This is a genomic window from Corynebacterium tuberculostearicum (genome assembly GCF_022347385.1).
In the GTDB taxonomy this organism is placed as follows: Bacteria; Actinomycetota; Actinomycetes; order Mycobacteriales; family Mycobacteriaceae; genus Corynebacterium; species Corynebacterium tuberculostearicum_M.
The window spans coordinates 64,840-76,712 of the sequence record NZ_JAKRDT010000011.1 but is presented as its reverse complement, the minus strand read 5'-3'; the positions used below and the strand labels follow the sequence as shown (position 1 = coordinate 76,712).

Here is an 11,873-nt window from a genome sequence, read left to right as displayed (position 1 = left end):
CTGCCGACAGTGAATCCGATACCGAGGCCACCAAGTCCTCGTCGCGCTCCGTAACGATTGCCGGTGCCGCACGCCGGGCCAAGTCCCAGCCCTTCGGCAGCGGTAGCCGAGCGTTTACCGGCGCTTCCACCTCCACCGCTGGTGAAGATTCCACGGAGCGGGCAGAAACCATCGACGGCGAATTGGTGGAAGAAGCGGTTGCAGAAGAAGACTCGTCTGCAGTCGAGCCACAGGCAGCTGCGGTTCCTGCCTCTCAGCAGGCTGATGCGGACAAGGAAGCCAATACCGCAGAGGCGGACGACGTCGACGATGTGCTCCTGGAGGACGAGGACGACGCCGCGGACGAGTCCACTGAGGACAAAACCTCCGATGTTGCCGCCGCCGAGGCTGAGGTCTTTAGCGCCCCAGCTGTCTCTAGCGTGGCGAGCGATGCTTATGCCTACGACGAAACCTATACCTCGCCGGTAGACCTCATGTACCCGGGCGCCGTAGACAAGGCCGAGGTCAATGAGGATGACTCCGTAGATCCTGCCGGCGCGGACGAGGTAGACGAGGCCGAGGGATCCGAGGAGCTCGCGGCTGCCAAGGAAGCAGACGAAGCCGGCATGGATACCGACTTGTCCGAGGACGAGGTCGAGTTCGCCCAGCGTCGCTTGGGCCGCGGTGGCTGGGATCCGGTAGCGGAAAAGGAAAAGTCTGCAACGCGCTACCAGCGCCGTCAGCGCACCCTGCTGGGGCTTGCCGTGGCCGTGGTGCTCACGGTAGCCCTGGGCATTGTGGTCGGTGGCTGGACTTGGTGGTTGGCTGCCGTCGCTGGCGTGCTCACCGTGGCCTACTTGATCGCCCTTCGCTCTCAGGTACGCCAGGAACAGGCACTGATGCGCCGCCGTGTGCGCCACCTGCGCCGCGCCCGTTTGGGCGTGCGCAACGCCGAGGATGAAGAGCTAAAGATTCCGCGCAATCTGCGCCGCCCAGGCGCCGTGGTTGTGGAAATCGACGATGAGAGCCCGGACTTCGTGCACCTTCCGCTGAGCTATAGCGATGGTGAGGACGGCGACTTTGACGGCCCGCACGCCGGGCCCGATGGTTATGGCCGTCGCGATGACCTAGCGGCCCGCCGCGCTGGATAAGCGCATGTGGCAGCCTAGCTAGCAGCACCGTGAAGCTCGTCGGCGCTCGCGGTCTGCGAGTTCGCGAGCGCGTTGTATTCCTGCGCTAGGCCATAATTCGGCACGCCGCTCTCCAGCCACACCCCGGAGGTACCGCGGCGATGGGAGCCGATAAGGTGTGTATCAATCATGCCGATGGCCTCCATGAGTGCGAAACAGGTAACCGGGCCAACGAAGCGAAAGCCCTTCTTCTTGAGTTCGCGGGACATGAGCTTGGACTCGTAGCTCTTTTTCGGAATATCTTCCATCACGGTGGGGTAGAGGTTCTCCGGAGGTTGGTAGGCCCAAATGAACTCCGCGAGCCCGCCTTCCTCGCGCAGAGCGATGGTCGCCTTGGCGTTATTAATCGCGGCGCGGATTTTGGTTTCGTTGCGGATAATGGAGGCGTCGCCAAGCAACCGCTCCACGTCTGCCTCGCCGAATTGGGCGACCTTGTCCGGATCGAAGTTGCAAAAGGCCGCACGGAAGGCCTCGCGCTTCTTGAGCACCACCGCCCAGGACAGGCCGGACTGGAAAGATTCGAGGCTCAAGCGCTCGTAAAGTGCAGCTTCATCGAAAATGGGCAGGCCCCATTCGGTGTCGTAATACTCCTTTAACATCGGCGAGGACATCGCCCAAGGCGGGCGGCCCAGGCCATCATCGTCATAGACCAAGGTGGTGCGCTCTTCGGACTGCGTAGTTGGTTCGCTCATGGTGTTCTCCTTTTATCTTTTGTGCGTGGTTCCCATTGAAACAGCCCGCGCGGCCGAGTTCTTTTCCTTCCCCCACCAAAGGGCGAATTTCCCAGGAGCATGGGTGTAGTCCATTGCCTTCGCATCGGGTGAGGGGTTCAGGGTAATCTGTTCAGCATGAATAGACCTGCCGTACGCGATGCCGCACTGCTTATTTTTCGAGCGGTCCTCGGATTAATCTTTATCGCACACGGCGTGGACAAGATGTTTATGACCGGCATGGATGAAACCGTGGGGCAATTTTCCGCCCTGGGGGTGCCGCAGCCACAGCTTTCCGGCTATATCGCCGCCATAGGAGAAATGGCCGGCGGTGCATTCCTCGTTGTCGGTCTGCTCACCACCTTTGTCGCCGGGGCACTCGCATTGCTCATGGGGTGTGCCCTGTATTTCGTGCACCTGGGCCACGGGCTTTTTGCTGCCGATGGTGGAATCGAATACCCACTGGTATTGCTGTTATCCCTGCTGATGATCGTAATTTTTGGCTCCGGTAGAGCCAGCATGGACGGGGTGCTCAGCAATGTTGACGCATAGTCAGGTCCAAGCGGCTATCTCCGCGCACATGGACGGCGAAGATTCCGATCTATCTCAGGACGTCATCGATACTCACCTGGAAAGCTGCGCCGAATGCCGCGCTTTCCGTGACAAGGCGGCTGCGCTATCGCGTTCACTGAGCTTTGTGGAGCCCGTGGATTCCGGCATGGCGCCGCCCACGGATCTTTCTGATGTCATCTTGGCCGGCGTGGAGCCGGAATGGCGGCGTACCTCGAGCGCGCGCCAAGCTAACCTCACGGTCGCACGCGCCGCCATGGTGGTTATGGGTGCAATCTTTGCAATCTGGGCAGTGGTGCTCATCGTGCACGCCTCCGGGCTCGTACCGTTGGGCGCGGAAGGGAAGGTCCTAGATCCCACTGCGGATCCGGAGCGAGCCAACCTGCTGATGGAGGGCGCTGCAGTACGCTTTGGCATGGCCTGCGGCCTATTCTTCAGCGCCTGGCGCCCCGCAGCGGTTACCGGGCTGCTTCCGGTATCGGCCACGATGTTTGCCTTCCTCTTCGGCTTTGGCATGCGCGATATAGCGCTGGGTACCGTAACCATTGAGCAGGTGTATTTCCTTATCGCCACCGCGCTGGCAACTATTAGCCTGGCGTGGGCCTGGGCGGCAGAAAAGGGCTACCTCGTGCGCGCGTGGTGGAAGTCCCTCAACGCACAGCCGCAATAAACTTCATTCAGGCGCGGTTAGGTCCAGCTCGGCAGCCACATCATGGAGTGGTACCAGGAATCTGGAATCTTGTAGCCGTACAAAATGGGAGAGAAGTAGAAGAACATCGCCACTACCAAGGCTAGGTAGAAAACTGCGGCGATGGTACCCCAACGTACGGGGCCGCCGGCCAAGCTCTTCAGCCATCCCCACCGCACAGGCCTGCCATGCCCGATGAGCTGGCCTAAAGCTAACGCAATAAGCACGATGACAAAGGGGATAAAAGCCGTGGCGTAGAAGAAGTACATCTGGCGGTCAAAGGCCGCGAGCCAGGGCAAAAAGCCTGCCGCAAAGCCCACCAAGGGGATAAGAAAGGCGCGGTTGCGGCGAATAATGAGCGACCACAGGCCCCACAGCACGGCCGGGATGACCAGCCACCAGATGGCCGGGGTGCCAAAGAGGTAGAGCATCTTGCGGCATTCGTTACTGCCATCACCGCACTGCAGGTCGGTGGAGGAGTAGTACAAGATCGGGCGGGCGGCAACGAGCCAGGCCCAAGGCTTGGAATCCCACGGGTGATGATGGCCGCCGGAGGAGGTCAGGCTGGCGTGGAATTCCAGGACAGAGGAGTGGTAGTAGAACCAGCCGGCTAAGGAATCGGGCAGGTTCAGCAGCCACGATCCATCCTCGATGGTGCCATCCACCTTGGCATGGCGGTACACGGCGGTTTCGGAGGAAAACCACGCCCGCCAGGTCCAGGCGTAGAGCAGTACCGGCACGAGCACAAGGGAGGCCAAGGCAGCAGGGGTATCGCGCACCAGGGTGCCGAGGATATAGCGGCGTACCCCATAGCGCTTGCGCAAGGCAAGGTCGCTAAAGACGGACATCAGGCCAAAGAACATGATGAAGTACAGCCCGGACCACTTCACGCCCAGGGAAAGGCCAAGACAGACGCCTGCAAGGAGGCGCCACCAGCGGAATCCAAAGCGCGGGCCGAAGGCGGACGAGCCCATCCGGTCCTTCACAAACGCGTTGTGGAGGCGCTCGCGCATCTGGTTATGATCGCGGGCGAGCGCCCAGGCGGCGGCTACCACGAAAAAGACCTGGAAGATATCCAGCATGCCGAACTTGGAGGAGACCAAGAGCACGCCATCAAATACGGCGATGAGGCCAGCTAGGGTTGCTACCTGCCAGGATGAAGAGACTCGGCGGGCCAGGGACATCGTCAAGAGCACGGTGGCTGCTCCGAAAAGCGCCGTCATAAAACGCCAGCCCATTGGGGAATAACCAAAGACCCATTCGGCAAGTGCCACGATCTGCTTGCCCAGCGGTGGGTGAACCACCAGCCCGTAGCCGGGGTTGGTTTCAATGCCGCCGATAAAAAGGTTATCCCAGCTTCGCACCATGTCCCAGGCTTGGGGAACATAGTGCTTTTCATCAAAGACGGGCGTGCCCTTGGAAACGGGCGCGGTAAGGCCGACAAAGCGGGTAATGAGTGCAAGGACGCCGACGACGCTAGTGCTTATCCAGTCAGCCTTGCCCCACTGATAGGCGCGGGGTGCTGGCGGAGCCACGGTGTCGTGCGTGGGGCGCGATGGGGCAGCGGTAGCAATAGTCACTTGGTTGAGTCTAGGCGACAACGTAGCGCAACCGCGCATTAGAGAGTATGGAATGCTAGAGGCATGTCTGTTTTAGGTCTGGATCCACTACCGCGCGGGGTAATCCTCGCCGCCACGCCGCTGGGAAACGTAGGAGATGCCTCCGCGCGTTTAATGCATGCCTTGCAGCATGCGGACGTCATCGCGGCCGAAGATACCCGGCGCGTGCGCAATCTGGCCCAGGCCTTAGGGATCGAGATTTCCGGGCGAGTGGTGTCCAATTTTGACCACAATGAAAAGGACCGGGCCCAGCAGCTTATCGACGCCGCCGCGGCTGGCACCGTCCTCGTCGTCACCGATGCCGGAATGCCGATTATTTCTGATCCGGGCCTGTCCCTTGTGTCCGCTGCAGCCGAGCGCGATATTCCCGTGACCTGTTTTCCCGGCCCCTCCGCGGTGCCGACGGCCCTGGCGCTTTCGGGCCTGGGCGTGGGGCACTTCCTTTTCGACGCCTTTCCTCCTCGCAAGCCCGGTCCCCGCAAGGCGTGGCTGGAGTCACTGCGCAACGAAAAGCGAGCCATCGTCTTCTTCGAATCTCCTCACCGCGTGGCCGAAACCCTGGCCGAGGCAGCGGAAATTCTCGGCGCCGACCGCCCGGCCGCGGTGTGCCGGGAGCTGACCAAGACCTATGAGGAAATCCGCCGCGGCAATTTGGGTGAGCTTGCCGAGTGGGCAGTAGACGGTGCTCGGGGAGAGATCACCGTGGTGATCGAGGGCGGTACAGCCGCTGCCGCTACCGCCGCAGACTTGGTGCCCAAGGCGCTCGAGCTAGCGGAGGCGGGGATGCGGCTGAAGGACGCGTGCAAGCAGGTAGCCAAAGGTACTGAGGTTTCCAACCGCGAGCTTTATGATGCCGCTTTGGCAGCTCGCGAGGGCTAGTCCCCACCGCTTATTCGATTACGTCACACCCCGTAGCGCGCGTAGACGGCTTCACCAACGGGGGCTTTGTAATTGAATTGTTATAGTGCTCGGGCGTGTGGGCGGCTTAAAGCGGTATTTACATGGGGAAATGAAGCGTAAAAACCTTTCAAATTATCGTGGAAAATCCCTGGGAAACGGCGTTGAGCAGCGAAGTTTCTACGTGCTTCGTTTGATAATTGAGCAGTTCCGCACCACTGTATAGCTCATGACAAACTCGGAAAATATGGGCACAGGCGTGCCAGAAGAAGGAAAGGAACCGGTCGGCGCACAGGCGCAGCCGGCCTCTGCTTCTTCGAGCGGGCAGCCTATTGAGAATTATCAGACTGTAGACGAACAGCTGGACGCACAATCTGCCACCGGCCAGCTTCAGGATATGATTCACTCCGATGGCTTCCACCCGGAGCGCTATGACGATCCTGAGGTGGAAATCGCGGCCGATCGTGACAATATGCCAATCGATTGGTCCATCGTCGGCATCGCCGGAGTTCTGGTCGCCGCGATCGTTGTGTGGGGCCTGGCCGCCCCGGACAACTTTGCCAACTTCTCCTCTTCGGCCCTGACCTGGGTCGTGGACAACTTCGGTTGGGCCTATATCCTCTTCGGCACCGTCTTCGTGGTGTTCGTTGTCTTTATTGCCGCCTCCAAGTTCGGCTCCATCAAGTTGGGCCACATCAATGAGGAGCCGGAATTTTCCACGCCATCGTGGATTGCCATGATGTTCGCCGCCGGTATGGGCATTGGCCTGATGTTCTACGGCGCTTCCGAGCCGCTGGCTAACTACCGTGACGGCACCCCAGGCCAGGGCACTGGCAACGTTGGATCGTCCATGGCCTATGCCATGTTCCACTGGACGCTGCACCCCTGGGCGGTCTACGCCATCGTTGGCTTGGCCATCGCGTACTCCACCTTCCGCATTGGCCGCAAGCAGCTATTAAGCCAGGCCTTCGTGCCGCTTATCGGCGAGCGTAACGCCAATGGTGCGGTGGGCAAGTTCATCGATGTCCTGTCCATCTTCGCCACCGTCTTCGGTACCGCCTGCTCCCTGGGCCTGGGTGCCCTGCAGATTCAGGCCGGCTTGAAGGCATCCGGAATCATCGATAACCCCACCAATTCCGTGGTTATTGGCATCGTTCTGGTCCTTACCCTCGCATTCCTCCTGTCTGCGATGTCCGGCGTGGGCAAGGGCATTCAGTACATTTCCAACGCAAACATGGTCCTCGCCGCAGTGCTGGCCATCTTCGTGTTCATCTTGGGCCCGACCGTTACCATCCTCAACCAGATTCCTGGCTCCATCGGTAACTACCTCAACTACTTCACCGAGATGATTGGCCGCACGGCCGAGTCCGAAAACGGCGCCGCCGGTGAGTGGCTGTCCGGCTACACCATCTTCTACTGGGCATGGTGGGTTTCCTGGTCCCCATTCGTGGGCATGTTCCTGGCACGCATCTCCCGCGGTCGTTCCGTCCGCGAGTTCTGCCTCGGCGTCCTGCTTATCCCAGCCGGCGTATCCACCCTGTGGTTCGCTATCTTCGGCGGCACCGCTATCCACATGGAGCAAAACGGCGAATCCATTACCGGCGAGTCTGCTGAGGAAGAGCTGTTTAATCTCCTTCAGTCCATGCCCGGCGGCTTCGTTGCCGGTATTGTTGCGGCGGTCCTTCTGGCTACCTTCTTCGTCACCTCTGCGGACTCCGCGTCCACGGTGATGGGCTCCATGTCCCAAAATGGTGCTTCTACCGCTAAGCCGTGGCTATCCGCAGCATGGGGCGCACTGACTGCCTTGGTAGGCCTGACCCTGCTCCTGGCTAATGAGGACGCGCTGTCTAACCTGCAGAACGTCACCATCGTTGCTGCACTGCCGTTCCTGTTCATCGTCGTTGGCCTGATGTTCGCCATCTACAAGGCTTTGAGCGAGGATGTTATTTACCTCGAGTACCGCGAGGCACAGCAGTTCCAGCGCAAGATGGCCCGCGAGCGCCGCCTGCACCGCGAGTACCAGCGCACGCAGGTACTCAAGAAGCGCCGCAACGAGCGTCTCAAGCACCCGATGAAGCGCAAGTAATTCGCGCCCTTCACGGTTTGCTTTCATAGCGCCCATCGTTTCCTCAGCAGTGGGGAAGCGGTGGGCGCTTTGTTCTGAAAAAGCGGTTCACCTGCGGAGTAAATGTCTGCCCTAATCGTGTGGGCAGGAGCCGGCTTCGATACAGTAGAACCCATGACTGAGTCTGTAGTAGTAAATGTTGCCTGGCCCTATGCCAACGGCCCGCGCCACATCGGTCATGTGGCCGGCTTTGGTGTTCCTTCTGACGTCTTTGCACGTTTCCAGCGAATGCGTGGCCGCAACGTACTCATGGTCTCCGGTACGGACGAGCACGGCACTCCGCTATTGGTTCAAGCGGACAAAGAAGGCGTGTCCGTTCGCGAGCTCGCAGACCGCTACAACCGCCAGATCGTCACTGACCTAGCCAACCTCGGCCTGTCCTACGATCTCTTTACTCGTACCACCACCCGTAACCACTACTCCGTGGTACAGGAACTCTTCAAGGGCCTGTATGCCAATGGCTACATGCTCAAAGAGACCACCCAGGGCGCTATTTCGCCGTCTACCGGACGCACCCTGCCGGACCGCTATATTGAGGGCACTTGCCCCATCTGCGGCGCGGATGGCGCCCGCGGTGACCAGTGCGATGAGTGTGGCAACCAGCTCGACCCGGTGGACCTGATCAACCCCGTATCCAAGATCAACGGCGAGACCCCAAAGTTCATTGAAACCGAGCACTTCCTGCTGGATCTGCCCTCCATCAAGGACGAGCTGCAAAAATGGCTTTCCACCCGTGAGGACTGGCGCCCCAACGTCTTAAAGTTCTCCCTGAACCTGCTGGAGGATATGCGCCCGCGCACTATGACGCGCGATATTGACTGGGGCATTCCGATCCCCGTTGAGGGCTGGCAGGACAATAACGCCAAGAAGCTCTACGTGTGGTTCGATGCGGTCATCGGTTACCTGTCTTCCTCCATCGAGTGGGCATACCGCACTGGTCAGCCGGAGGCGTGGAAAGACTTCTGGCAGAACCCGGAGGCACGCCACTATTACTTCCAAGGCAAGGACAACATCACCTTCCACTCCCAGATCTGGCCGGCCGAGCTTCTGGGCTATGCCGGCAAGGGCAACAAGGGCGGTGAGCTTCACCAATACGGCGAGCTGAATTTGCCAACGGAAATTGTCTCCTCTGAGTACTTGACCATGTCTGGCTCCAAGTTCTCCTCCTCCAAGGGTGTTGTCATCTACGTCAAGGATTTCTTGGCGGAGTTTGGCCCAGATGCCCTGCGTTACTTCATCGCCGTGGCCGGTCCGGAAAACAATGACACGGACTTCACCTGGGATGAATTCGTCCGTCGTATCAATAATGAGCTGGCCAATGGCTGGGGCAACCTGGTCAACCGCACTGTTTCCATGGCGTTTAAGAACTTCGGTGAGGTTCCAGCACCAGCAGCGCTGGAAGAAAAGGATAAGGAAATCCTGCAGCTGGCGGAAGAGACCTTCGAGACCGCCGGTTCTTTGCTGGAACAGTCCAAGTTCAAGCAGGCGATTACCGCCATCATGCACGTCGTCGGCGAAGCCAACGCTTATATTGCAGACCAAGAGCCATGGAAGTTGGCCAAGGATGAGGCCCAGCGCGAGCGTCTGGCTACCGTGCTGTGGACTGCTCTCCAGGTGGTTTCTGACTGCAATGTCATGCTCACGCCGTACCTGCCGTTTACCGCGCAGAAGGTCCATGAAACCTTGGGCCGTAGCGGCGTGTGGGCGGCCCAGCCAGAGGTCCACGATGTCAAGGACGATATCCCCGTAGAGCTCGTCGGTGCTGGCTTGCCGCCAGAGGGCCACGAGTATCCGGTCATCATGGGTGACTACACCCAGCAGCAGGCAAAGTGGGAGCGCATCCAGGTAGAGCCGGGCACCGCCTTGGCCAAGCCGAAGCCGCTCATCTCTAAGCTTGACCCAGAGCTGGGCGAGACTGGCCCGGAGTGGGCGCCTGTTACTAAGTAATAGCACCTAAAACGGCCGCGTTATTGCCTCTTTTCCAACAGAGAAAAGGGCGTAACGCGGCCGTTTCTGTATTCCGGTCTGGAAGGAAGGAGTACGAAATACCCGAATCCTTGCCAGGAAGGGTGGTTTAGCGCTCGAAATCGCGCTGGAGGTGCACCAGGCCGAGGCGGACGCCATCCTTGGTATGGATATTTGGCATGCGGCCGGTCTCGGTGAAGCCGAACTTCTTGTGCAGGGCGATAGAACCCTCGTTGGTATCGACGATATAGGTGATCATCGTCTGCACGTAGGCGTCGTCGGCGGCGACGTCCATGAGGGCGTCGAGAAGCTCGGAGCCCACGCCTTTACCCTGAGCGGAGGGCGAAATGTAGACGGAATCTTCCACGGTGCCGTAATAGATGGCGGGGGTGACGAACTGGAAGTAGGCCGCCCAGCCAATGACTTCATCATCGTGCACGGCTACGAAGACCGGGGAGCCGGCCTTAAACATCTCCTTGAGCCACTCTTCGCGGTCAGACACATCTTCTTGCCACGTGACCAGGTTAGCGGCGGGTTTCGCTGCGGAGCCGGCGTTGTAGATAGCGGTGAGTGCGGGGGCGTCGGCAAGCTCAGCAGGACGGATATGCATAGAAATTCCTTTACACCAGAAGTTGTAGGTGGGTGAGGCTCAACCAGTGATCGAACTTGTAGCAAACCTCTTTAAGAGTACCCACGTTTTCAAACCCGAACTTTTCATGCAACTTTAGCGATGCCGCATTGGTGGAAACGATGAGGGCGAGCAGGGAATGGACCTTATCATCGGCGCGGGCCGCATCTACCAAGGCGCCAAGCAACGCAGTGCCGACGCCCTGGCCCTGAGCGGCAGGGGAGAGATAGATGGTGGTCTCATAACAGCCGGTCCACACCTGCGGATCGCGATAAGGATGGTAGAGCGCCCACCCCAGGTAGGTGCCAGAATCGGACTCCGCGATGAAGCACGGGCAGCCCTCGTCCCAGATCCCGCGCAGGTAGTCCTCGCGCTCGGCGATAGTAGCCGGGATGGTGCGGAAGATAACGTCGGTGTGCTCGATGGCCCAGTTGAGGGTTTCGGTCATGGCGGGCACATCCGCAAGGCCAGCGGGTCTGATCAACATGGCAGCCAATATTACAATTGCCTACATGGCTAAAAAGAAGCGACGTCCCACTCCCGTTCCGGCACCGGGCCTAAGCGGCCTCATCGATGCGCACACGCATCTGTTTTCTCATAAGGACACCGATGAGGTGCTGGTCAATCGCGCGCGCACCGCCGGTATTAGCCGCATGGTGACGGTGGGCGATGACCGCCGTGAATCGGCAGCGGCGCTGGCTACTGCACATTCCTTTCCGGATGTTTATGCCGCCTGTGCCATCCACCCAGTGCGCGCCAACGAGTTGGATGCACCTACCAAGGTGGCACTGGAGGAGATGGTGGCGGATCCGCGCTGCGTAGCAGTGGGAGAGACCGGCCTCGATGCCTACTGGGTGCAGCACGAGCCGGAGACCACCGCGACCATGGCCCAGCAGGAGGAATCCCTGCGCTGGCATATTGACCTTGCGGTGCGACATGGCAAGACGCTGATGATCCACAACCGCGAGGCGGATGCGGACCTGCTGCGCATTCTTGCCGACGCCCCCTCACCCGACACCGTTATGCTGCACTGCTTTTCCTCGCCGCTGAAAGTCGCCGAGGAAGCCTTGGAGCGCGGCTACGTATTGTCCTTTGCCGGCAACGTCACCTTCAAGCGCAACGCCGAGCTGCGGCAGGCGGCGGCGAAGGCACCGGCCGGCCAGCTTCTGGTGGAAACCGATGCGCCATATATGACGCCAGAGCCTTACCGGGGCCAGCGCAATGAACCGGCTCTTATCGGGCACACATATGAATGCATCGCTCGCGTGCGCCACCAGACGGTGCAGGCGCTAGCAGCGGAGGTAAACGACACTTTTGATCGCGTTTACGGCCTGCGCTAATGCCTAGGTGACGGTTTTCACAAAAATAAAACCCGCTGGTCAGAAGTTGCGGGGGTGCTTAGTGTGGCGGTTGTGTGTCCAGTGAGGCGTGTGGTGGATTGGTCCTCGACTTTGTGGTGCTGTTATCGTATCGTTATTAATCGTTCGTTTAGGTTTTGGGAT

At 59.7% G+C, this 11,873-nt stretch carries 11 protein-coding genes; 7 read left to right on the top strand and 4 right to left on the bottom strand.

The annotated features are described in order from the left end of the window. Positions 1-1,130, top strand: a 1,130-nt coding sequence (gene sepX, locus MHK00_RS07840; protein ID WP_250411133.1) for a divisome protein SepX/GlpR, incomplete at its 5' end; no start/stop codon positions are given. A gap of 14 nt (positions 1,131-1,144) precedes the next feature. Here sepX and MHK00_RS07835 read toward each other — a convergent pair. Further along, entirely contained in the window at positions 1,145-1,861 is a 717-nt protein-coding gene (locus MHK00_RS07835; protein ID WP_250411131.1) for a DNA-3-methyladenine glycosylase I, read from the bottom strand. A gap of 156 nt (positions 1,862-2,017) precedes the next feature. On the opposite strand from MHK00_RS07835, the gene MHK00_RS07830 reads away from it, so the two are divergent. After that, a complete protein-coding gene (locus MHK00_RS07830) occupies positions 2,018-2,431 on the top strand; it encodes a DoxX family protein (RefSeq protein WP_049379053.1) in 414 nt (137 codons plus the stop codon). Next, entirely contained in the window at positions 2,418-3,119 is a 702-nt protein-coding gene (locus MHK00_RS07825; RefSeq protein ID WP_250411128.1) for a zf-HC2 domain-containing protein, read from the top strand. The genes MHK00_RS07830 and MHK00_RS07825 overlap by 14 nt, the downstream gene beginning before the upstream one ends. Positions 3,120-3,136: 17 nt before the next feature. On the opposite strand, the gene pmt is transcribed toward MHK00_RS07825, so the two are convergent. Next, entirely contained in the window at positions 3,137-4,756 is a 1,620-nt protein-coding gene (gene pmt / locus MHK00_RS07820) for a protein O-mannosyltransferase (protein ID WP_250411125.1), read from the bottom strand. 24 nt (positions 4,757-4,780) lie between these two features. On the opposite strand from pmt, the gene rsmI reads away from it, so the two are divergent. The 3 genes from rsmI to metG all read left to right on the top strand — a co-directional run bounded on the left by rsmI (position 4,781) and on the right by metG (position 9,725). After that, positions 4,781-5,635, top strand: coding sequence for a 16S rRNA (cytidine(1402)-2'-O)-methyltransferase (gene rsmI / locus MHK00_RS07815; RefSeq protein WP_179386236.1), 855 nt, complete (start codon positions 4,781-4,783; stop codon positions 5,633-5,635). A gap of 247 nt (positions 5,636-5,882) precedes the next feature. Beyond that, positions 5,883-7,739 (top strand): BCCT family transporter, encoded by a 1,857-nt coding sequence (locus tag MHK00_RS07810; protein WP_285439616.1) that lies wholly within the window; start codon positions 5,883-5,885, stop codon positions 7,737-7,739. Positions 7,740-7,892: 153 nt separating this feature from the next. After that, positions 7,893-9,725, top strand: coding sequence for a methionine--tRNA ligase (gene metG / locus MHK00_RS07805; protein WP_250411122.1), 1,833 nt, complete (start codon positions 7,893-7,895; stop codon positions 9,723-9,725). A gap of 127 nt (positions 9,726-9,852) precedes the next feature. Here metG and MHK00_RS07800 read toward each other — a convergent pair whose 3' ends face one another. Together MHK00_RS07800 and MHK00_RS07795 are read right to left on the bottom strand one after the other, a co-directional pair. Next, positions 9,853-10,353 carry a GNAT family N-acetyltransferase gene (locus MHK00_RS07800; RefSeq protein WP_250411120.1) on the bottom strand — a complete coding sequence of 167 codons (501 nt, stop codon included), beginning with the start codon at positions 10,351-10,353 and terminating at the stop codon, positions 9,853-9,855. 10 nt (positions 10,354-10,363) lie between these two features. Next, positions 10,364-10,858 carry a GNAT family N-acetyltransferase gene (locus MHK00_RS07795; protein ID WP_250411118.1) on the bottom strand — a complete coding sequence of 165 codons (495 nt, stop codon included), beginning with the start codon at positions 10,856-10,858 and terminating at the stop codon, positions 10,364-10,366. Between MHK00_RS07795 and MHK00_RS07790 the strand changes: the two genes are divergently transcribed. Continuing rightward, positions 10,857-11,711 carry a TatD family hydrolase gene (locus MHK00_RS07790; RefSeq protein WP_250411115.1) on the top strand — a complete coding sequence of 285 codons (855 nt, stop codon included), beginning with the start codon at positions 10,857-10,859 and terminating at the stop codon, positions 11,709-11,711. The two genes, MHK00_RS07795 and MHK00_RS07790, sit on opposite strands and share 2 nt — an antisense overlap. The last annotated feature ends 162 nt before the right edge of the window (positions 11,712-11,873 follow it).

Bases quoted from the DNA above. Each gene is read 5' to 3' on its own strand.
- metG (WP_250411122.1), top strand. From the start codon at position 7,893: ATGACTGAGTCTGTAGTAGTAAATGTTGCCTGGCCCTATGCCAACGGC.
- MHK00_RS07835 (WP_250411131.1), bottom strand. From the start codon at position 1,861: ATGAGCGAACCAACTACGCAGTCCGAAGAGCGCACCACCTTGGTCTAT.
- MHK00_RS07825 (WP_250411128.1), top strand. From the start codon at position 2,418: ATGTTGACGCATAGTCAGGTCCAAGCGGCTATCTCCGCGCACATGGAC.
- MHK00_RS07790 (WP_250411115.1), top strand. From the start codon at position 10,857: ATGGCAGCCAATATTACAATTGCCTACATGGCTAAAAAGAAGCGACGT.
- MHK00_RS07810 (WP_285439616.1), top strand. From the start codon at position 5,883: ATGACAAACTCGGAAAATATGGGCACAGGCGTGCCAGAAGAAGGAAAG.
- rsmI (WP_179386236.1), top strand. From the start codon at position 4,781: ATGTCTGTTTTAGGTCTGGATCCACTACCGCGCGGGGTAATCCTCGCC.
- MHK00_RS07830 (WP_049379053.1), top strand. From the start codon at position 2,018: ATGAATAGACCTGCCGTACGCGATGCCGCACTGCTTATTTTTCGAGCG.
- MHK00_RS07800 (WP_250411120.1), bottom strand. From the start codon at position 10,353: ATGCATATCCGTCCTGCTGAGCTTGCCGACGCCCCCGCACTCACCGCT.
- pmt (WP_250411125.1), bottom strand. From the start codon at position 4,756: ATGCGCGGTTGCGCTACGTTGTCGCCTAGACTCAACCAAGTGACTATT.
- MHK00_RS07795 (WP_250411118.1), bottom strand. From the start codon at position 10,858: ATGTTGATCAGACCCGCTGGCCTTGCGGATGTGCCCGCCATGACCGAA.